At 72.4% G+C, this 20,178-nt stretch carries 20 protein-coding genes; 5 read left to right on the top strand and 15 right to left on the bottom strand.

Annotated features, from left to right (window positions below):
* Positions 1-2 precede the first annotated feature (2 nt).
* From JAO84_RS08795 to hisD, 10 genes are read right to left on the bottom strand one after another with little or no spacing between them, the layout of a single operon-like run.
* Positions 3-1,244, bottom strand: coding sequence for an MFS transporter (locus JAO84_RS08795; protein ID WP_370411948.1), 1,242 nt, complete (start codon positions 1,242-1,244; stop codon positions 3-5).
* A 5-nt stretch (positions 1,245-1,249) separates the two neighbouring features.
* Positions 1,250-1,834, bottom strand: a complete 585-nt coding sequence (locus JAO84_RS08800; protein WP_370411950.1) for a helix-turn-helix domain-containing protein — start codon at positions 1,832-1,834, stop codon at positions 1,250-1,252.
* 21 nt (positions 1,835-1,855) lie between these two features.
* On the bottom strand, positions 1,856-2,611 hold the full coding sequence (gene hisF, locus JAO84_RS08805) for an imidazole glycerol phosphate synthase subunit HisF (RefSeq protein WP_265861602.1): 756 nt from the start codon (positions 2,609-2,611) through the stop codon (positions 1,856-1,858).
* Positions 2,608-3,006 carry a RidA family protein gene (locus tag JAO84_RS08810; protein WP_265861603.1) on the bottom strand — a complete coding sequence of 133 codons (399 nt, stop codon included), beginning with the start codon at positions 3,004-3,006 and terminating at the stop codon, positions 2,608-2,610. The genes hisF and JAO84_RS08810 overlap by 4 nt, the downstream gene beginning before the upstream one ends.
* On the bottom strand, positions 3,003-3,740 hold the full coding sequence (priA, locus tag JAO84_RS08815) for a bifunctional 1-(5-phosphoribosyl)-5-((5-phosphoribosylamino)methylideneamino)imidazole-4-carboxamide isomerase/phosphoribosylanthranilate isomerase PriA (RefSeq protein WP_370411952.1): 738 nt from the start codon (positions 3,738-3,740) through the stop codon (positions 3,003-3,005). The genes JAO84_RS08810 and priA overlap by 4 nt, the downstream gene beginning before the upstream one ends.
* 2 nt (positions 3,741-3,742) lie before the next feature.
* Positions 3,743-4,417, bottom strand: a complete 675-nt coding sequence (gene hisH / locus JAO84_RS08820; RefSeq protein WP_370411954.1) for an imidazole glycerol phosphate synthase subunit HisH — start codon at positions 4,415-4,417, stop codon at positions 3,743-3,745.
* The gene (locus tag JAO84_RS08825) at positions 4,414-4,578 is read right to left on the bottom strand and encodes a hypothetical protein (protein WP_370411956.1); all 165 of its coding nucleotides are present in this window, start codon (positions 4,576-4,578) and stop codon (positions 4,414-4,416) included. The genes hisH and JAO84_RS08825 overlap by 4 nt, the downstream gene beginning before the upstream one ends.
* Before the next feature lie 2 nt (positions 4,579-4,580).
* The gene (gene hisB, locus JAO84_RS08830) at positions 4,581-5,174 is read right to left on the bottom strand and encodes an imidazoleglycerol-phosphate dehydratase HisB (protein WP_030492957.1); all 594 of its coding nucleotides are present in this window, start codon (positions 5,172-5,174) and stop codon (positions 4,581-4,583) included.
* Positions 5,171-6,313: a histidinol-phosphate transaminase gene (locus tag JAO84_RS08835; protein WP_370411959.1), complete on the bottom strand. Its 1,143-nt coding sequence runs from the start codon at positions 6,311-6,313 to the stop codon at positions 5,171-5,173. Before JAO84_RS08835 ends, hisB begins: the two co-directional genes overlap by 4 nt.
* Positions 6,310-7,653, bottom strand: coding sequence for a histidinol dehydrogenase (gene hisD, locus JAO84_RS08840; RefSeq protein ID WP_370411961.1), 1,344 nt, complete (start codon positions 7,651-7,653; stop codon positions 6,310-6,312). Before hisD ends, JAO84_RS08835 begins: the two co-directional genes overlap by 4 nt.
* Positions 7,654-7,846: 193 nt before the next feature.
* Here hisD and JAO84_RS08845 point away from each other — a divergent pair, with 193 nt between their 5' ends.
* The 4 genes from JAO84_RS08845 to ybaK all read left to right on the top strand — a co-directional run bounded on the left by JAO84_RS08845 (position 7,847) and on the right by ybaK (position 12,005).
* On the top strand, positions 7,847-9,448 hold the full coding sequence (locus JAO84_RS08845; RefSeq protein WP_370411963.1) for an oxidoreductase: 1,602 nt from the start codon (positions 7,847-7,849) through the stop codon (positions 9,446-9,448).
* A 217-nt stretch (positions 9,449-9,665) separates the two neighbouring features.
* The gene (locus JAO84_RS08850; RefSeq protein ID WP_370411965.1) at positions 9,666-10,742 is read left to right on the top strand and encodes a hypothetical protein; all 1,077 of its coding nucleotides are present in this window, start codon (positions 9,666-9,668) and stop codon (positions 10,740-10,742) included.
* Positions 10,743-10,747: 5 nt separating this feature from the next.
* Positions 10,748-11,485, top strand: a complete 738-nt coding sequence (locus JAO84_RS08855; RefSeq protein ID WP_265861613.1) for an LON peptidase substrate-binding domain-containing protein — start codon at positions 10,748-10,750, stop codon at positions 11,483-11,485.
* 22 nt (positions 11,486-11,507) lie between these two features.
* Complete coding sequence (ybaK, locus tag JAO84_RS08860; protein WP_370411967.1) at positions 11,508-12,005, top strand: Cys-tRNA(Pro) deacylase; 498 nt, start codon at positions 11,508-11,510, stop codon at positions 12,003-12,005.
* Between the two features lie 69 nt (positions 12,006-12,074).
* Here ybaK and JAO84_RS08865 read toward each other — a convergent pair whose 3' ends face one another.
* The 4 genes from JAO84_RS08865 to JAO84_RS08880 all read right to left on the bottom strand — a co-directional run bounded on the left by JAO84_RS08865 (position 12,075) and on the right by JAO84_RS08880 (position 15,989).
* Positions 12,075-12,710, bottom strand: a complete 636-nt coding sequence (locus JAO84_RS08865) for a DUF2567 domain-containing protein (protein WP_370411969.1) — start codon at positions 12,708-12,710, stop codon at positions 12,075-12,077.
* A gap of 57 nt (positions 12,711-12,767) precedes the next feature.
* Positions 12,768-13,583, bottom strand: coding sequence for an ABC transporter permease (locus JAO84_RS08870; protein WP_370416693.1), 816 nt, complete (start codon positions 13,581-13,583; stop codon positions 12,768-12,770).
* A gap of 121 nt (positions 13,584-13,704) precedes the next feature.
* The gene (locus tag JAO84_RS08875; RefSeq protein WP_265861904.1) at positions 13,705-14,676 is read right to left on the bottom strand and encodes an ABC transporter ATP-binding protein; all 972 of its coding nucleotides are present in this window, start codon (positions 14,674-14,676) and stop codon (positions 13,705-13,707) included.
* 20 nt (positions 14,677-14,696) lie between these two features.
* Positions 14,697-15,989 carry an NYN domain-containing protein gene (locus JAO84_RS08880; protein WP_370411971.1) on the bottom strand — a complete coding sequence of 431 codons (1,293 nt, stop codon included), beginning with the start codon at positions 15,987-15,989 and terminating at the stop codon, positions 14,697-14,699.
* A gap of 239 nt (positions 15,990-16,228) precedes the next feature.
* On the opposite strand from JAO84_RS08880, the gene JAO84_RS08885 reads away from it, so the two are divergent.
* Entirely contained in the window at positions 16,229-16,405 is a 177-nt protein-coding gene (locus JAO84_RS08885; protein ID WP_265861619.1) for a hypothetical protein, read from the top strand.
* A 115-nt stretch (positions 16,406-16,520) separates the two neighbouring features.
* Here the strand turns inward: JAO84_RS08885 and dnaE are convergent, their stop codons facing one another.
* On the bottom strand, positions 16,521-20,060 hold the full coding sequence (gene dnaE / locus JAO84_RS08890; protein WP_370411973.1) for a DNA polymerase III subunit alpha: 3,540 nt from the start codon (positions 20,058-20,060) through the stop codon (positions 16,521-16,523).
* Positions 20,061-20,178: the final 118 nt, after the last annotated feature.

Genomic DNA, 20,178 nt, shown 5'->3' on the forward strand with positions numbered 1-20,178 from the left:
AGCTAGGACCTGGGCAGTTCGGCGCGGCGCAGGGCGGGCACCAGCAGGGCGTACGCACCGCTCAGGGCGCAGACGGCCGCGCTGACGGCGAAGACCGGGCCGGGGCCCCAGAGGCCGATCGCGGCGCCGGTAAGCGGGAAGCTCAGCGGGGCGAGACCGAGCGAGCAGAGGCTGGACACGGCGGAGACCCGGCCGAGGTACGCGGGGTCGCACTCGGTCTGGACGAGGGCGTTGCACAGCGCCCCGGAGAGTCCGGCGAGCAGGCCGATGGCGAGGGCGACGCCGACGGCCACGGGCAGCAGGGGTACGGAGGCGAGGGCGCCGATCGCGACCGCGCCGAGCACCATGGTGAAGCCGCTGACGGCGCCGGCGCGCGGGACGCGCCCCCACACGGTCAGGAGCAGCGAGGCGGCGCCCGCGCCCGTACCGAAGCCGAAGAGCACCCAGCCGATGCCGGAGGCGCCCCAGCCGCGCTGTTCGGCGAGGAGCGCGAGGCCGACGTTGAGCGGGCCGACGAAGCCGAGGTCGCTGAGGAGTACGACGATCATCATGGGCCCGAGGACGCGGTGGCCGCGCAGGTAGCGGAGCCCGTCGGCGAGGTCGCGCAGGGCGGTGCCGCCGCCCTCGCCGCTCCCCTCTTCGGGGAGGGACCGCAGCTTCAGGGTGCACAGCAGCGGCAGCGAGAGCGCGAAGAGCACGCCGGCGACGGTGAAGGCGGTCGCGGAGCCGCCGAGGGCGACGGCCAGGCCGCCGAGCGGGGCGCCGAGCACGGCGCCCGCACGGTAGCCGATGCCGCGCATCCCCTGGACCCGGGCGAGCTGGTCGCGCTCGGCGATCCGGGGCGGCAGGGCGCCCACGGCGGGCAGGAAAAGCGCGTCGACGGTGCCGAAGACGAGGGCGATCGCGGCGAGCGCCCACAGGCCGGGCGCGGCGACGAAGAGGCTCGCGGCGAGGAGCAGGGTGGACAGGCAGCGGACGGCGTCGGACGCGATGACGACCCGGCGCGGGCCGAGCCGGTCGGCGACCACTCCCCCGACGAGCATGAGCAGGGCGCGGGGGACGGCGGAGACCGTCATGACGAGCCCGGCCTGGGCGGGGGTGCCGCTGCTGACGGCGGCCCAGGAGAGGGCCAGGTAGTAGACGCTGTCGCCGAGCGTGGAGGCGGTGTACGCGCCGAGCCAGCGCAGCACCTGGGGGTTGCGGTGGGCGGGGCGCGAGGGGGCGACGAGGGTGGCGGTCGTCATCGGGCTCAGCCCCGGTAGGGGAAGCCGTGGAGGTGGACGGCGACGTTCTCGCGGCCCTCGGTGTCACCGGCGGCCTCGGCGGCGCGGGCGGCCTGGTCGTACTTCCGCAGGACGGCGTCCAGTTCCTTTCCCAGCGCGGCGAGTTCGGCGGCGGTGAGCCGGGGCAGCCACTCGGAGGCGATCGAGGCGGAGCGCCACTCCGCGGACCAGGTGTCCTTCTCGCCGAGGTACCGGGCGTACATCTCGCTGCGCTGCTCGGTAACGGTACGGCCGAAGGCAGCGCTGGCGGCGGCGAGTTCGGGCGCGTCCTTCAGGTCCTCCTCGTGGATGCTGAAGCCGTACGAACTGGGCTGCCACCAGCGCTCGCGCCCGTCGGAGGACTGGTTCTCGGCCTCCTCGATGAGGCCGCCGTCGGCGAGCTTGCGCAGGTGGTAGCTGACGAGCGAGACGGCCTCGTCGACCTGCTCGGCGAGCTGGGACGCGGTGGCGGTGCGGGCCACCACTCCCCCTCCCCCTCGGCCCTGACGGGCCAGGAACGCACGGCGGTGGGGGTGGGGCCCGTCCCGGGTCCCACCCCCACCGCCGTACAACGGGCCGGGGCCCGCCCTTGGTCAGCGAACCTCGTGGCCCGCTTCCCTCAGCGTCTGCTTGACCTCCGAGATCCGCAGGTCACCGAAGTGGAACACCGACGCGGCCAGCACCGCGTCCGCGCCCGCGTCGATCGCCGGCGGGAAGTGGGACAGCTTGCCGGCGCCGCCGGAGGCGATCACCGGGACCGTGACGTGCTTGCGCACGGCCGCGATCATCTCGGTGTCGTAGCCGTCCTTGGTGCCGTCGGCGTCCATCGAGTTGAGCAGGATCTCCCCCGCGCCGAGCTCGGCGGCCCGGTGCGCCCACTCGACGGCGTCGATGCCGGTGCCCTTGCGGCCGCCGTGCGTCGTCACCTCGAAGGAGCCGGTGGGGGTACGGCGGGCGTCGACCGACAGGACGAGGACCTGGCGGCCGAAGCGCTCGGCGATCTCCTGGATCAGCTCGGGGCGGGCGATGGCGGCGGTGTTGACGCCCACCTTGTCGGCCCCGGCGCGCAGCAGCTTGTCGACGTCCTCCGCCGAGCGCACGCCGCCGCCCACGGTGAGCGGGATGAAAACCTGCTCGGCGGTGCGGCGCACCACGTCGTAGGTGGTCTCGCGGTTGCCGGAGGAGGCGGTGATGTCGAGGAAGGTCAGCTCGTCGGCGCCCTCGGCGTCGTACAGCTTGGCCATCTCGACGGGGTCGCCCGCATCCCGCAGGTTCTGGAAGTTGACGCCCTTGACGACCCGGCCGTTGTCCACGTCCAGGCAGGGGATCACACGTACGGCGAGGCTCATGCCGCATCACTCCTGTAGGCCTCGACCTCGACCTCGACGACCAGGCGCGGGTCGACGAAGCCGGAGACGATGATCATCGACGCGGCGGGGCGGACGGTGTCGAACAGCTCCTTGTGGGCGCGGCCGACCTCCTCCACGTCCCGGGCGTGGGTGATGTACATCCGGGTGCGCACCACGTGCTCGGCGCCCAGGCCCAGCTGCTTCAGGGCCGCGAAGGCCACGTTGAAGGAGTTGACGGTCTGCTCGTACGGGCCGCCGTCGGCGATGGCGCCGTCGACGACCGAGGTGCAGCCGGCCACCAGGACGGTGCCGTTGGGCAGCTCGACCGCGCGCGAGTAACCGAACTGCTCCTCCCAGGGAGCGCCGGTCACGACCTTCCTCACCGCGTCGCTCATACGGCGGCCACCGCCTCCAGGGCCTCTTCGAGGGTGAACGCCTTGGCGTACAGCGCCTTGCCGACGATCGCGCCCTCGACGCCCAGCGGGACGAGGCCGGCCAGGGCCCGCAGGTCGTCCAGGGAGGAGACGCCGCCGGAGGCGACGACGGGCTTGTCGGTGGCGGCGCAGACGTTCTTCAGGAGCTCCAGGTTGGGGCCCTGCAGAGTGCCGTCCTTGGCGATGTCGGTGACGACGTAGCGGGCGCAGCCCTCGGCGTCGAGACGGGCGAGCGTCTCGTAGAGGTCGCCGCCGTCGCGGGTCCAGCCGCGGCCCTTGAGGGTGGTGCCGCGCACGTCGAGGCCGACGGCGATCTTGTCGCCGTGCTCGGCGATGACCTTGGCGACCCACTCGGGGGTCTCCAGGGCCGCGGTGCCGAGGTTGACCCGGGTGCAGCCGGTGGCGAGGGCGGCGGCGAGCGAGGCGTCGTCGCGGATGCCGCCGGAGAGCTCGACCTTGATGTCCATGGCCTCGGTCACCTGGCGGACCAGGTCCCGGTTGTCGCCGGTGCCGAAGGCGGCGTCCAGGTCGACCAGGTGGAGCCACTCGGCGCCGGAGCGCTGCCAGGCGAGGGCGGCCTCCAGCGGGGAGCCGTAGGAGGTCTCGGTGCCGGACTCGCCGTGGACGAGGCGGACCGCCTGGCCGTCGCGGACGTCGACGGCGGGGAGGAGTTCGAGCACGCTTGCGGACGACACGGTCACAGGGTTCCGATCCAGTTGGTGAGGAGCTGGGCGCCGGCGTCGCCGGACTTCTCGGGGTGGAACTGGGTGGCCCACAGTGCCCCGTTCTCGACGGCGGCGACGAACGGCTCGCCGTGGGTGGCCCAGGTGACCTTGGGGGCGCGCATGTTGGGGTTGCCGACCTCCAGGGTCCAGTCGCGCACCGCGTAGGAGTGCACGAAGTAGAACCGGGCGTCGGCGTCCAGGCCGGCGAACAGCTCGGTGCCGGCGGGCGCGTCCACGGTGTTCCAGCCCATGTGGGGCACGACGGGGGCGTTCAGCGGCTCGACCGTGCCGGGCCACTCGTCGAGGCCCTCGGTCTCGACGCCGTGCTCGATGCCGCGGGCGAAGAGGATCTGCATGCCGACACAGATGCCCATGACGGGGCGTCCGCCGGCGAGCCGGCGGCCGACGATCCAGTCGCCGCGGGCCTCCTTGAGGCCCTGCATGCAGGCGGAGAAGGCGCCGACGCCGGGGACGAGGAGTCCGTCGGCGTTCATCGCCCTGTCGTAGTCGCGGGTGATCTCGACGTCGGCTCCGACCCGGGCGAGCGCGCGCTCGGCGGAGCGCACGTTGCCGAAGCCGTAGTCGAAGACGACGACCTTCTTGGCGGCCCTGGCGGCCTTGGGGGTCTCGGGGCTGTTCACGCTCATGACCACACGTCCAGCCGCAGGACGCCGGCCGAGAGGCACATGACGGCACCGATGGAGAGCAGCACGATCAGGCCCTTGGGCATCTGCTGCTTGACGAAGGAGTAGATGCCGCCGAGCAGGAAGAGCCCGACGACGATGAGGACGGTGGAGAGGCCGTTCACGGTTACAGGGCGCCCTTCGTCGACGGGAGAATGCCGGCGGCGCGCGGGTCGCGCTCGGAGGCGTAGCGCAGGGCGCGGGCGAGGGCCTTGAACTGGCACTCGACGATGTGGTGCGCGTTGCGCCCGTACGGCACGTGCACGTGCAGCGCGATCTGGGCCTGGGCGACGAAGGACTCCAGGATGTGCCGGGTCATCGTGGTGTCGTAGGAGCCGATCATCGGCGCCATGTTCTCCGGCTCGGTGTGCACCAGGTAGGGGCGGCCGGAGAGGTCGACGGTGACCTGGGCGAGCGACTCGTCGAGCGGGACGGTGCAGTTGCCGAAGCGGTAGATGCCGACCTTGTCGCCGAGGGCCTGCTTGAAGGCGGCGCCGAGGGCGAGGGCGGTGTCCTCGATGGTGTGGTGCGAGTCGATGTGGAGGTCGCCGTCGGTCTTCACGGTCAGGTCGAACAGACCGTGCCGGCCGAGCTGGTCGAGCATGTGGTCGTAGAAGCCGACCCCGGTCGACACATCGACCTTTCCGGTTCCGTCGAGGTCGATCTCGACGACGACGGAGGTCTCCTTGGTGGTGCGCTCAACGCGGCCTACGCGGCTCATGCGTCCTGCTCCTTCTTCAACTCACGAACCGCGTCGAGGAACGCGTCGTTCTCTTCGGGGGTGCCGGCGGTGACCCGCAGCCAGCCCGGTACGCCGTTGTCCCGGACCAGGACGCCCCGGTCGAGGATCTTCTGCCAGGCCTCGTGGGAGCCGGCGGCTCCGTCGAAGTGCCCGAACTGGACGAAGTTGGCGTCGGACTCGGTGACCTCGTAGCCGATGGCGCGCAGCTCGGCGACCAGGCGGTCGCGCTCGGTCTTGAGCTGTTCGACGTACCCGAGGAGGGTGTCGGTGTGCTCCAGGGCCGCGAGGGCGGTGGCCTGGGTGACGGCCGAGAGGTGGTACGGCAGTCTCACCAGCTGGACGGCGTCGACCACGGCGGGGTGGGCGGCGAGATAGCCCAGGCGCAGTCCGGCGGCGCCGAAGGCCTTGGACATGGTCCGGGAGATCACCAGGTTCGGGCGGCCCTCGATGAGGGGCAGCAGCGAGGCCCGGTGGCTGAACTCCACGTACGCCTCGTCCACGACCACCAGGGCGCCAGCGCCGGGCCTGGCGGCCTGGGCCGCGTCGTGGAGGGCGAGGACGGTCTCGGCCTCGACCGCCGTGCCGGTGGGGTTGTTGGGCGAGGTGACGAAGACGACGTCCGGCGCGTTCTCGGCGATGGCGCTGACGGCCGCCGCCACGTCTACGCGGAAGTCCTCGTCGCGCGGGCCGGAGATCCAGCCGGTGCCGGTGCCGCGGGCGATCAGGGCGTGCATCGAGTACGAGGGCTCGAAGCCGATCGCGGTACGGCCGGGGCCGCCGAAGGTCTGGAGCAGCTGCTGAAGCACCTCGTTGGAGCCGTTGGCGGCCCACACGTTGGCGAGGGCGACCTCGTGGCCGCCGGTACGGGTGAGGTAGCGGGCCAGCTCGGTGCGCAGCTCGACGGCGTCGCGGTCGGGGTAGCGGTTGAGGCCGCGGGCGGCCTCGGCGACCCGCTCCGCGATCCGGGCCACCAGGGGCTCGGGCAGCGGGTAGGGGTTCTCGTTGGTGTTCAGCTGGACGGGCACGTCGAGCTGGGGCGCGCCGTAGGGCGACTTGCCCTTCAGCTCGTCGCGGATCGGAAGATCGTCGATCCCGATGGTGTGGTTCTTTTCGGTCACTTGCTCTCGGGCACCTTCCAACCGAACCGGGCCTTGATCGCGGCGCCGTGCGCGGGCAGGTCCTCCGCCTCGGCGAGGGTCACCACGTGGTGGGCGACCTCGGCGAGGGCGTCGCGGCTGTAGTCCACGATGTGGACGCCGCGGAGGAAGGACTGCACGGACAGGCCGGAGGAGTGGCAGGCGCAGCCGCCGGTGGGCAGCACATGGTTGGAGCCGGCGCAGTAGTCGCCGAGGGAGACCGGCGCCCAGGGGCCGACGAAGATCGCGCCCGCGTTGCGGACCCGGTCGGCGACGGCGGAGGCGTCGGCGGTCTGGATCTCCAGGTGCTCGGCGCCGTACGCGTCGACGACCTTGAGGCCGTCCTCCAAGCCGCTGACCAGGACGATCGCGGACTGCCGGCCGGCCAGGGCGGGCACGATCCGGTCGTCGACGTGCTTGGAGGCGGCGACCTGGGTCTTCAGCTCGGCCTCGGTGGCCTCGGCGAGCTCAGCGGAGTCGGTGACGAGGACGGAGGCGGCCATCGGGTCGTGCTCGGCCTGGCTGATCAGGTCGGCGGCGACGTGCACCGGGTCGGCCGTGGAGTCCGCGAGGATCGCGATCTCGGTGGGGCCGGCCTCGGCGTCGATGCCGATGCGCCCCTTGAGGAGGCGCTTGGCGGCGGCCACGTAGATGTTGCCGGGGCCGGTGACCAGGTTGACGGGGGCGCAGCCGGGCTCGTCGGCGGTGCCCTCCGTGCCGTACGCGAACATGGCGATCGCCTGGGCGCCGCCCGCCGCGTAGACCTCGTCGACGCCGAGCAGGGCGCAGGCGGCGAGGATCGTCGGGTGCGGCAGGCCGCCGTGCTCCTTCTGCGGCGGCGAGGAGACGGCGACGCCTTCGACGCCGGCCTCCTGGGCCGGGACGACGTTCATCACGACGGAGGACGGGTAGACGGAGCGGCCGCCCGGCACGTACAGACCGACGCGTTCGACCGGGATCCACTTCTCGGTCACCGTGCCGCCGGGCACGACCTGGGTGGTGTGGGTGGTGCGGCGCTGCTCGCGGTGGACCATGCGGGCGCGCCGGATGGACTCCTCCAGGGCCGCGCGGACGGCCGGGTCGAGCTCGTCGAGGGCGCGGGCGATGGCCTCGGCGGGCACGCGGAGGCTCGGGACGCGGACGCCGTCGAATTTCTCCCCATAGTCGATCACCGCTGCGGCGCCATGATGCCGGACGTCCTCGCAGATCGGCCGCACCTTCTCCAGGGCGGCTTCCACGTCGAACTCGGCACGGGGCAGCAGGTCGCGCAGGGCGGAACCCTCGGGGAGGGTCTCACCGCGCAGATCGATTCGAGAGATCACGGGTCAATTCTCTCAGACGGCCCACAGGGCCGGTCTTCCGTATCACTGGCTGATACGAACCCCTCTGCCGTCTGATACGCACCACTGGCGTCTTGTCGCCACTCCTGACCGTTAGCGTTCAGTCCGTCACTCAGCGGGAAGAACGGCTGTACGAATCCGGGAAAGCGGAATCGTGGGAAGCGAGGGGGCGGCAGTGACCGAGCCGCGCGAGGACGACGGGATGCCGGAGGGCCTGACCCGGCCCGAGCGGGTCATGTGGAGGGCGTTCCGGGTGGGCGCGATGTGCGATCTGAGGGAGGGGGTCGCCGGGCGGGACGATCCGTTCGCGGCGCGGACGGTGTGGGGCGCGCAGCGCAGTGTGCGGGCGGAGATCGTGCAGTTGCTGCTGCTCGACGGGCCGCCGGCGGTGTCCGGGCGGGTCGCGGCGCTGAAGCTGCGCGGGGCGCGGATCACCGGGGTGCTCAATCTGGCCGGCGGCACGATAGGGCCGTACGTGGAGCTGACCGGCTGCCGGTTCGACGGCGAGGTGGTGCTGCCGGAGGCGCACGTCGGGACGCTGCGGATGGTGGAGTGCGCGATACCCCGTCTGGAGGCGGCGCGGCTGCACACGGCGGGCGATCTGCATCTGCCGCGCTGCCGGGTGGAGCGGGGCATCCGGCTGACGGACGCCCAGATCGGCACGGATCTGCTGATCAACCAGATCCGGGTGTGGCCGGACCGGCGCGGCCGGGCGATCACGGCGGACGGCATGGTGGTGGCCCAGGACCTCCAGGCCGAGCTGATCGAGACGCACGGGGAGGTGAGTCTGCGCGGCGCGAAGGTCGGCGTGTCGCTGAGCCTGCGGGGCAGTGTGCTGCGCGGGGCGCAGCAGCGCCGCGCGCTGAACGCGCCGCAGCTGACGGTGGAGCGCACGCTCTATCTGAACGCGGCGTGGGTCTACGAATCCTCGGGGAACGCGACGGCGACCCCGCCCTACGGGGTGACGCCGGCTCAGGGCGCCCGGCGCAAACCGCTCGAGTGCCACGGCGGGGTGCGGCTCGACGACGGGCGCTTCGGCGACTCGCTCGATCTGCACTACGCCCGCTTCGTGCTCGACGGCTCGCGCCGCGAGGAGCTGTCGCTGCGCCGGATCGTCACCCCGGAGCTGCGGTTCAACGGGGAGCGGCCCGAGGAGGGCCGGGTGGTGCTCAACGGGGCGAAGGTGGTGACGCTGATCGATCTGTCCAGCAGCTGGCCGGGCCCGGGCGGCCTCGCGATGGGCGGTTTCGTCTACGAGAACCTGGTGCCGTACGGGCACTTCCCGCTGGCCCGGCGCCTGGAGTGGGTCGCGGCGGCCACCCCGGAGTACGCGCCGGAGCCGTACGAGCGCCTGGCGACCGTGCTGCGCAACAGCGGGGAGGACGCGGACGCGCGCGAGGTGCTGCTCGCCAAGCAGCGGCGGCGCCGGGAGACGCTGCCGGTGGCCGGGAAGCTGTGGGGCTGGGTGCAGGACCTGACCGTGGCCTACGGATACCGGCCGGGGCGGGCGGCGCTGTGGATGGCGGTGCTGTGGGCGGCGGGCGCTTTCGTGTTCTCGCGGCACGAGCCCGTACCGCTGAAGCCGGGCGAGGCGCCGCACTGGAACGCCTCGCTGTACGCCCTGGATCTGCTGCTTCCGGTGATCGACCTGGGTCAGGTGGGGTACTGGCGCCTGGCGGGCTTCTGGCAGTGGGCGTCGACCGCGCTGATCCTGCTCGGCTGGGTGCTTGCGACGACGGTCGCGGCGGGGGCCTCCCGGCTGTTGCGCCGGGGCTGAGGCGGGGCTGAGGCGGGGCTGAGGCGGCGCGGCGCGGGGCCGGGGCAGCCGGTCGGGCGGCGCCGGAAAGAGGTCGCGGGAGGGGTTGCGGGAGGGGTCGCGCGAGCACCCTTCCACCCCTTTCTTTACGCTGTCTTGACCCAGGCCCATACAACCTTCCCGCCGCTACCAAAGCTTCACAGTCCGCTACTGGCGCGTCTCTCACCTGCGGTTTTCAATGTTTCGCACGATGTCACTGCTCCGCGCCCTGATCGGCACCTCCCGTCTGGTCCGGCACACCCCGCGGCTCCAAGCCGCGCTCCCGCCGGACGACGACGTGCTGCTCGACCCGCCGGACGGACGCCTGGCGCCGGCCCTCGTGGCCGCCGCCCTCGACGACCCGGAACCGGCCGCCAAACTGCTCGCCACCACCCGCGACGCCGCCGAGTGGGAGGACCGGGACCGCTACACGACCCGGCTGAGCACCTTCGCGTACCGCAGGGACGGCTGGCTGGAGCACTGGCTCGCGGTCGCGCCGCACGACCCCGACGCCCTGCTCGTGAAGGCCCAGCTGGCGGTCCGCCGGGCCTGGGAGTCGCCGGCCAGGGCCGAACGGCTGCGCGAGCTCGGCCCGCTGATCGAGGCGGCGGCAGAGGCCGCGCCGAACGACCCCGTGCCGTGGCGGCTCGCCCTGGACCACGCCCGCGGCACGCACGCCTCCCACACCGTCTTCGAGTCGCTGTGGGAGCAGGCGGTGCGTCGCGCCCCGCACCACTACGGCAGCCATGTCGCCGCGCTGAAGTACCTGTCGGCGCAGTGGTACGGCTCGCACCGCGAGTGCTTCGACTTCGCCGAGCAGGCCGCCGAGGACGCGCTGCCCGGCTCGCTGGTGCAGGCACTGCCGGTGCGGGCGGCCTTCGCGCAGCTGATCGCCGGGCCCGGCCCCGGGCACCTGGTGCACGGCGACCGGATCGACGCGGCGGCCGACCGGGCCCTCGCGCTGTCCGCCGAGTACCCGGCGGGCGACCTGTGGCCGGGCGAGGTGCGCAATCTGCTCGTGCACGTCCTGGCGGAACGCCGCCGCTGGACCGAGGCGCTGGCCGAGTTCGGCCGGATCGGGCCGCACGCCAGCACCTTCCCCTGGTCGCTGGTGGCCGAGGACCCGCTGCGCGGCTTCCTGGAGGCACGCTCCCGCACCGTCCGCGAGGTGGCCCGGCGCACCCCGCTGCGGGCCGCTCCGCCGGAGCCGTACGGGGCCGGGCCGGGCGATGCGGACCGGGGCGGCCGGAGCGGTCCCGGCGGCCATTACGCTTGACCGCTGTGACCACCGCCCGCCTGCCCCTCTTCCCGCTGAACACGGTGCTGTTCCCGGGTCTCGTGCTGCCGCTGAACGTCTTCGAGGAGCGCTACCGCGCCCTGATGCGCGAGCTGCTCACCACGGACGAGTCCGAACCGCGGCGCTTCGCCGTCGTGGCGATCCGCGACGGCCGTGAGGTCGCGCCGACCGCGCCCGGTCTGCCGGACCAGACGGCGCTCCCGGAGAAGGGTCCCGCCGCCGGTTTCGGCCCGGACCCCATCCAGGCCTTCCACCGGGTCGGCTGTGTGGCCGACGCGGCGTCGATCCGGGAGCGCGCGGACGGCGGCTTCGAGGTGATGTGCACCGGCACCACCCGGGTGAAGCTGCTCTCGGTCGACGCGAGCGGTCCCTTCCTGACCGCCGAGACCGAGGAGATCCCGGAGGAGCGGGGCGAGGAGGCGGACGCGCTCGCCGAGGGCGTCCTCCGTGCCTTCCGCAGCTACCAGAAGCGGCTCGCCGGGGCCCGGGAGCGCTCGCTGACCACCAGTGAGCTGCCCGACGACCCGTCGGTCGTGTCGTACCTGGTCGCCGCGGCGGCCGTGCTCGACATCCCGGCCAAGCAGCGGCTGCTCCAGGCGCCGGACACCGCGACCCGGCTGCGCGAGGAACTGGCGCTGCTGCGCGCCGAGACGGCGGTGCTGCGCCATCTGCCCTCGCTGCCCGCGGTGGAGCTGACCCGCGCGCCGACCAGCCCCAATTAGATTCTCGCGAGGAGAGCCCTCCGTGGCGAAGAAGCAGAAGAAGAACAGCGGCGGGACCCCGGCGACAGTGGCGCTCGCGGCGGCCGGCACGGCGTACACGCTGCACGCCTACGACCACGACCCGGCCGCGGCCAGCTACGGCGAGGAGGCCGCGGAGGCCCTCGGCGTCTCCCCCGACCGGGTGTTCAAGACGCTGGTCGCGGACGTGGACGGGGAGCTGACGGTCGCGGTGGTACCGGTCGCCGGGCAGCTCGACCTGAAGGCCCTCGCGGCAGCCGTCGGCGGCAAGCGCGCGGCGATGGCGGACCCGGCGGCGGCCGAGCGCACCACCGGCTACGTCCGGGGCGGCATCTCGCCGCTCGGCCAGCGCAAGCGGCTGCGCACGGTCCTGGACGACTCGGCCTCGGCGCACGAGACGATCTGCATCTCGGCCGGGCGGCGCGGTCTGGAGGTCGAGCTGTCCCCGCGGGACCTGGCCGCGCTGACCGCGGCGGTGCTCGCCCCGATCGGCCGCGGCTGAGCCGTACCGCAGGAACACGAAAGGGCCCGATCCGCGCGGATCGGGCCCTTCTCGCACACCTGCGCGTACCTACGAGGCGGTGGTCTTCGGGGCCGGCGGCCACGGGCCGTCCTCCGGCTCCGGGTCGCGCGGGCCGAACAGGGCGGTCAGCGCGAGGTGGACGATCATCGCGGCGATCGGCCAGGCCAGCATCGCCGCGGCCCACATGTTGAGTTCGAGCGGCGCGTCGAAGGGGACGTCCGGGCCGACCGCCTTGGCGTGTGCGACCACATCGCGCTCGGGCCCGAGCCAGACGCCGACGCCCCAGCCGAGCAGCGAGCCGAGCACGCCGCCGAAGGCGAGACCGAGGACGAGGGCGACCCCGCCGTGCCGGTGGATCAGGAAGACGAGCAGCGCGGCGAGCGCGCCGAAGCCCAGGGCGATCAGGACAAACGTTCCGTCCGTGCCGATCGCCGCCTCCCCCTCGCTGTCCTTGAGGAAGACCGCCTTGCCGTCGGAGAACAGCGTGATCCGGGGCGCGAGCCACAGCCACAGCAGCCCGAGCACGGCTCCGGCCACCACGGACACGCCGGCCACCACGGCGGACTGCCGCAGCTCGGTGGCCGTGCCGGGGGCGCCGTCGGGCGCGGGCAGCGCCGGCAGCGGCTCGGGCCGGTGGTGGTCGTGCGGCGGCGGCTGGTGCGGCGGAGTCAGAGGTGCGGTCACCCCGCCATCGTGCCAGGTGTCCCTGTGCGCCGCCTCAGCGGACCGGTCCACGGAAGATCAACGCACGGCGGCCCGGCGGTAGGCCCAGGTCGCCACCGCGAGGGAGACGACGCCGACCGCGCCGCACACCGCGAGGTCCAGGGCGACCGCGGTCCAGTCCGGGTGGGGGTCGAAGGTACGGGCCAGGGCCTCCACGCCGTACGTGGAGGGGAGCAGGTCGCGGGCCCAGCCGATCGGGCCGGGCAGCCGGTCGGCGGGCAGCACGCCGAGCAGCAGCGCGGCCGACATGCCGAGCTGCCCGAGCAGGGTGGCGAGCTCCTGCCGGGGCGCGAGCAGGCCGAGGGCGGCGCCGAGCCCGGACAGCGCGGCCCCGGAGAGCGGCACCACCGCCGCCAGGATCCACAGGTGGCCGAGCGGAAGCCCGAACAGCACCGAGCCGGTCACCGCGGTGACCACGGTGCCGGGCACGGTGAAGGAGGCGTACGCGCCGGCCGCGCCGAGCACGACGGCGGCGGGCGGCACGGGCAGCGTGGCGTAGTGGTCGAGCCCGCCGCCGGCCCGGAGCTGTCCGAAGTACTGGGCGAGCAGGTTGAGCGCCACGAAGGCCACGACGAGCACGGCGGAGCCGGCCACCACGGCCCGGGCCTCCGAGCCGCCGTCCACCACTCCGCGCATCAGGACCATGATCCCGACCGACTGGAAGGTCGCCACGAAAAGCAGCGGGATCCGGGCCACCCGGGCCCGGCTGAGCTGCGCCCTGTAGACCGCGGCGAGCGCGGGCAGCAGCCGGGCGCGCGGCGCGAGCGGGGCCGCGGCGGGCTCCTCGTCGTGCGCCGGGGCGGCCGCGGACGGGGACGGGGCCGTGGCCGTCAGGGCCTCGGCGGGCAGGGTGCTCAACTCGTCCAGCTCCTGACGTTGCGTGTCCCGCTCCTGGCGTCCGACAGGTGACTCGCGTCCCGGTGACTCGCGCTTCGGTGGCTCGCGCTTCGGTGACTCACGCCTTCACCAGTCCCCGCGTCTCGCCGCCGAGCGCCAGGTACACGTCCTCCAGGCTCGGCGTCGCCAGGGTGAAGTCGTCCAGGGCCGCGAAGGCCGCGCCGCCGGTGACGGCGGCGACCGCCGCGCGGGCCTCGTCCGGGGCGAGCCGGAGCACCCAGCGGCGCCCGGACTCCTGCGCCGAGGTGCGCAGGGCGGCGACCTCGGGGACGTCGAGGGGCGCGCGCTCGCGCCAGACCAGGTCGACCCGGACCTCGCCGGCGACGCGTTCCTTGAGCCCGGCGGGGGTGTCGCAGGCGATGACCCGGCCGCGGTCGATCACGGCGACCCGGTCGAGGACGGTCTCGGCCTCGATGACGTTGTGGGTGACGAGCAGCACGGTGGTGCCGCGCTCGGCGCGCCGCCGGTCGACGGCGGCCCAGACGGCGCGGCGGGCGACCGGGTCCATGCCGGTGGTGGGCTCGTCGAGGACGAGCACGGGCCGCTCGCCGACGAGGGCGGCGGCGACGCAGGCGAGCCGGCGCTGTCCGCCGGACAGCTTCTTCAGGGGGCGGCCGGCGATCTCGTCGAGGCCGAGTTCGGCGAGGACGGCGTCCCGCTCGGCGCGGGCCCCGGCGGCGCCGAGGCCGCGGAGCCGGCCGGTGGTCTCGGCGGCGAGGGCGACGGTCAGCTCGTCGAGGGCGGTGGACTCCTGGCCGAGGTAGGCGAGCAGCCGGGCGGCCCGTTCGGGGTGGCGGACCAGGTCGTGGCCGAGCATCCGTACGGTGCCGGAGTCGGGGCGCATGAGGCCGGTGAGCTGGCGGACCAGGGTGGACTTGCCGGCGCCGTTGGGGCCGAGCAGACCGAAGATCTCGCCGCCGCGCACATCGAGGCTGATCCCGTCGGTGGCCCGTACCTCGGGGGTCGCGGGCGCTCCGCGTCTGCCGCGTGTGGCGGGGTACGTCTTGACCAGGTCCCGCACCACGCACACCGTACTCACGAGGGATGAGCCTACGGGGTCCCCCGGCTCTCCTCGGGCGCGGGGGCGTGTTGCGCGGCGGCGTGGACGTCGATCTCGCGCCAGAATCCCGCCCGGATCGCATAGCGGTCGTGCTCGTCGATCTGGTCGTCCTTGTGGGCGAGCAGACCGAAGCGGGCGGCGTAGCGGAGGAGTTCGCCGTCGATGCGGTGCGGGATGCGCGGGTACATGGTGGCGAGCTTGGGGACGTGACCGGACTCGGGGAGCCGGTCGAGCCAGCGGCGGGCGAACACCTGGCCGACCTCGTAGGGGTCGCCGCCGACGGTGGTGATGTCCTCCTCGCGGTCGGCCCAGCGCTGCTCGGCGCTGGTGAGCTGGGCGAGGGTGGGCAGGGAGGCGGTCTCGGCGGGCTCGCCGAGGGGGGCGGCCGGGCGGTCGATCCAGCCGCGGTCGGAGGACCAGCGCAGGGTGGCGGAGGCCGGCGGCGGGGGCGGCAGGCTGGGGCCGCGGAGCGCGGCGAGGTCCTTGGGGGTGGGGACGGCGCGGGCGGCGGGCTGCGGGACGCCGCCGTTGACGGGTTGGCCGTCGCCGGGCGCCGGCCCGCGGTCCGGGGCGTCGGCGGGCGCGACGGGTGCGGCGGCGGCGTGGTGCGCGGCCGCGGCGGCCCGTTCGGCGGAGGCGGCGAGGCCGGACTCGGGCAGCGGCGCGGCGAGGATCGCGGCGATCTCGGGGCGCGGCGCGGGCGGCGGGGCGCAGAGTCCGCTGAGGTCCTTGGCGCGGACGGCGCGGGTGATCCAGGCGCGGTCGAGGACGCGCCGTTCGTCGGCCTCGGCGACCAGGTCCTCGGACTGGTTGTAGTCGCCGTCGGCGGCCTGGACGGCCCAGAGGTGGACGGCGACGCCGTGTTCCTTGGCGGACATGAGGCCGGGCAGCAGGTCGCCGTCGCCGGTGACGAGCACGATGTCGGAGCAGGCGCGGTTGCGGGAGAGCTCGGTGAGCTCGGTGTGCATGGCCGCGTCGACGCCCTTCTGGGCCCAGCGGCCGTCGCTGCGGGTCAGGGCGCCGAGCCGGACGGTGACCCGGGGCATCACGCGCAGCCTGCGGTGTTCGGGCTGGGGCACCCGGTCGGGCGCGCCGTCGAACCAGTAGATCCGCAGCAGCGGCAGCTGGGTCTCGGCCTCGGCGCGGTCGCGCAGCTGCTGGATGAGCGCGGCGTGGTCGACGGTGATCCGGGAGCGGGCCGGTTCGCCGGCGAGGAGGCTGGCGGCGGCGCCCAGCAGATAGCCGGCGTCGACCAGGACGACGCATCGGTCCACGTGTTCCACCCTCTTTCGCCGAACCTGCCGGAAACCTCGGGATCGGAAGCGCTCCGGGTTTCTTCGAGTCTGCCCGACCAGGGTGGACTTGACGTCCGGAACTGGATCATCGGCGTGGCGGATATCACTCCAGACCGCTCCCGACCGTCACTCACTGTCGGTAATGATCCAAAATGCGGGCTTTCCTCCCCCGTGTGAGGCTGACAGCGGCCCTGGCCCCCAGACCCCCTTGAGGAGGCATCATCACCATGGCCAAGAATCGCAAGCAGGATCGCAGTCAGCAGCAGCGCGGCTCCCAGGCAGAGCGCGGCCAGCAGCAGGCCGAGCGCTCGTCGATGGAGGCGCAGACGGAGCAGCGGATGAGCCAGGTCACCCCCGGTGACATGGCCCGCAAGGGCCGGCAGAAGCGTTTCGGCCACAACTGAGGCCACTGACGAGCCGTAGGCAGTACGGCGAAGGGGCGCGCCCGTGACGACGGGCGCGCCCCTTGGCGTGTGCGAGCGCTTACGGGTGGCGTACGCGAGTGGCGTACGAGGAAGGTCAGCCGGCCAGGCAGGACGGGCCGAGCAGCACCTTCAGGTCGCCGAAGAGCGCCGGGTCGGGCTGGACCCGGTGCCGGTCGAGCCGGAGCACGGTGGTCGAGCGGGGGCCCTGGAGCTTGATCCGCACCTCGGTGTTGCCCTTGTGGTGCCCGAGGATCTCGCCGAGCCGGCTGATCATCGGCGGGGTCACCTTGACCGTCGGGATGGTGAGGATCACCGGGGCGTTGCTGCCCGCGTTCGACAGGTCGGGGACCATCAGCTCCATGGCGACCAGGCGCGGCACGTCCTCGCGCTTGTCGAGCCGGCCCTTGACGAAGACGACCGCGTCCTCGACGAGCTGGGTGGAGACCAGCTGGTAGGTGGCCGGGAAGAACATGCACTCGATGGACCCGGCCAGGTCCTCGACGGTGGCGATGGCCCATGCGTTGCCCTGCTTGGTCATCTTCCGCTGGAGGCCGGAGATGATGCCGCCGATGGTGACGACCGCGCCGTCCGCGTGCTCGCCGCCGGTGAGCTGCGAGATGCCCGCGTCGGTCTTGTCGGACAGCACGTGCTCCAGACCGAAGAGCGGGTGGTCGGAGACGTAGAGGCCGAGCATCTCGCGCTCCTGCGCGAGCAGATAGGCCTTCTCCCACTCGACGTCGGAGAACTCGACGTCCAGGCCGAAGCCGGGCTCGCTGCTGTCCTCCTCGCCCATGCCGCCGAAGAGGTCGAACTGACCCTCGGCCTCCTTGCGCTTGACCGCCACCACGGTGTCGATCATGGGTTCGTGCTGCGCGACCAGGCCCTTGCGGGTGTGGCCCATGGTGTCGAAGGCGCCGGCCTTGATCAGCGACTCGATGGTGCGCTTGTTGCAGACCACTGCCTCGACCTTGTCGAGGAAGTCGGGGAAGGAGCTGTACTTCCCCTTGCTCTTGCGGGTCTTGATGATCGACTCGACGACGTTGGAGCCGACGTTGCGGACGGCGGTGAGGCCGAAGAGGATCACGTCGTCGCCCTGGGCGGCGAAGTTCGCCTCGGACTCGTTGACGTTCGGCGGGAGCACCTTGATGCCCATGCGGCGGCACTCGTTCAGATAGACGGCGGACTTGTCCTTGTCGTCCTTGACCGAGGTGAGCAGGCCCGCCATGTACTCGGCGGGGTAGTTCGCCTTGAGGTAGGCGGTCCAGTAGGAGACCAGGCCGTACGCGGCGGAGTGCGCCTTGTTGAAGGCGTAGCCGGCGAAGGGGACCAGGACGTCCCAGAGGGCCTGGATGGCCTCGTCGCTGTAGCCGTTCTTCTGGGCGCCGGCCTGGAAGATGGTGAAGTTCTTCGCCAGCTCGTCGGGCTTCTTCTTGCCCATGACGCGGCGGAGGATGTCGGCCTCGCCGAGCGAGTAGCCGGCGATGATCTGCGCGGCCTTCTGCACCTGCTCCTGGTAGACGATCAGGCCGTAGGTGACCGCCAGGACCTCCTGGAGGGGCTCCTCCAGCTCCTTGTGGATCGGGGTGATCTCCTGCTGCCCGTTCTTGCGCAGCGCGTAGTTCGTGTGCGAGTTCATGCCCATCGGGCCCGGGCGGTAGAGCGCGGACACGGCGGAGATGTCTTCGAAGTTGTCGGGCTTCATCAGGCGCAGCAGGGACCGCATGGGGCCGCCGTCGAACTGGAAGACGCCGAGGGTGTCACCGCGCTGGAGCAGCTCGAAGGTCTTCGGGTCGTCCAGCGGCAGGGCGAGCAGGTCGAGGTCGATGCCCTTGTTGGCCTTCACCATCTTGACGGCGTCGTCCATGATGGTCAGGTTGCGCAGGCCGAGGAAGTCCATCTTCAGCAGGCCGAGCGACTCGCACTGCGGGTAGTCCCACTGCGTGATGGTGACGCCGTCGGTGTGCCGCACCCAGATCGGGGCGTGGTCGACGATCGGCTCGCTGGACATGATGACGCCGGCGGCGTGCACGCCCATCTGCCGGACCAGGCCCTCGACGCCCTTGGCGGTGTCGATGACCTTCTTGACGTCCGGCTCGTTCTCGTACATCCCCCGGATCTCGCCGGCCTCGCTGTAGCGCGGGTGGCTGGGGTTGGTGATGCCGTCGAGGTCGATGCCCTTGCCGAGGACGTCGGCGGGCATGGCCTTGGTGAGCCGGTCGCCCATCGCGTAGGGGTAGCCGAGGACGCGGGCGGAGTCCTTGATCGCGTTCTTGGCCTTGATCTTGCCGTAGGTGCCGATCATGGCGACCTTGTCGGCGCCGTACTTCTCGGTCACGTACCGGATCACCTCGACGCGCCTGCGCTCGTCGAAGTCGATGTCGACATCGGGCATCGAGATGCGCTCGGGGTTGAGGAAGCGCTCGAAGATCAGACCGTGCGGGATGGGGTCGAGGTCGGTGATGCCCATGGCGTACGCGACGATCGAGCCGGCCGCGGAGCCTCGGCCGGGGCCCACGGCGATGCCCTGGCTCTTGGCCCACATGATGAAGTCGGCGACGACGAGGAAGTAGCCCGGGAAGCCCATCGAGATGATGGTGTCCATCTCGTACTCGACCTGCTTCATGCGGTCCTCGGGGATGCCGCCGGGGAAGCGCCGCTCCATGCCCCGCATGGTCTCCGCGCGGAACCAGGTGACCTCGGTGTAGCCCTCGGGGATGTCGAACTTCGGCATGAGGTTCTTGGCCTCGAACATGCCGTCGGTGTTGACCTGCTCCGCGACGAGGAGGGTGTTGCGGCAGCCCTCCTGCCAGGCGTCGGAGGAGTCGACGGCGTACATCTCGTCCGTGGACTTCAGGTAGTAGCCGGTGCCGTCGAACTTGAAGCGGTCCGGGTCCGAGAGGTTCTTGCCGGTCTGGATGCACAGCAGGGCGTCGTGGGCGGTGGCCTCGTGCGCGTAGGTGTAGTGCGAGTCGTTGGTGACCAGCGGCGGGATGCCGAGCTTCTTGCCGATCTCCAGGAGTCCGTCGCGGACCCGGCGCTCGATCTCGATGCCGTGGTCCATCAGCTCCAGGAAGTAGCGGTCCTTGCCGAAGATGTCCTGGTACTCGGAGGCGGACTTCAGGGCCTCGTCGAACTGGCCGAGGCGCAGCCGGGTCTGCAGCTCGCCGGAGGGGCAGCCGGTGGAGGCGATCAGGCCCTCCGACCACTGGGAGATGGTCTCCTTGTCCATCCGGGGCCACTTCTGGAGCCAGCCCTCGGCGTACGCGTCGGAGGACAGCTTGAAGAGGTTGTGCAGGCCCGTCGCGTTGGCCGCCCAGATGGTCTTGTGGGTGTAACCGCCGGAACCGGAGACGTCGTCCCGCTTCTGGTGCGGCTGGCCCCACTGGATCTTCCGCTTGTTGCGGCGGGACTCGGGCGCCACGTACGCCTCGATGCCGATGATCGGCGTCACGCCCGCCTTCTTGGCACTGTGGAAGAAGTCGTACGCGCCGTGGAGGTTTCCGTGGTCGGACATGGCGATATGGGTCATGCCCATCTCGTTGCACGCGTTGAACATGTCCTTCAGCCGCGCGGCACCGTCCAGCAGGGAGTACTGGGTGTGGACGTGGAGGTGCGTGAAGGGCGGCTTGGTCACGGGGGATGCCTCCGATGCTGCGATTTTCTGGGGAGCGACCCCCAGACCCCCCGATGAACATCCGGGGGGACAGCGACGAAGTCTACGTCGCCCGACTGACAGCGGCCGGGCACTCGGG

The organism is Streptomyces fradiae (genome assembly GCF_041270065.1).
GTDB lineage: Bacteria > Actinomycetota > Actinomycetes > Streptomycetales > Streptomycetaceae > Streptomyces.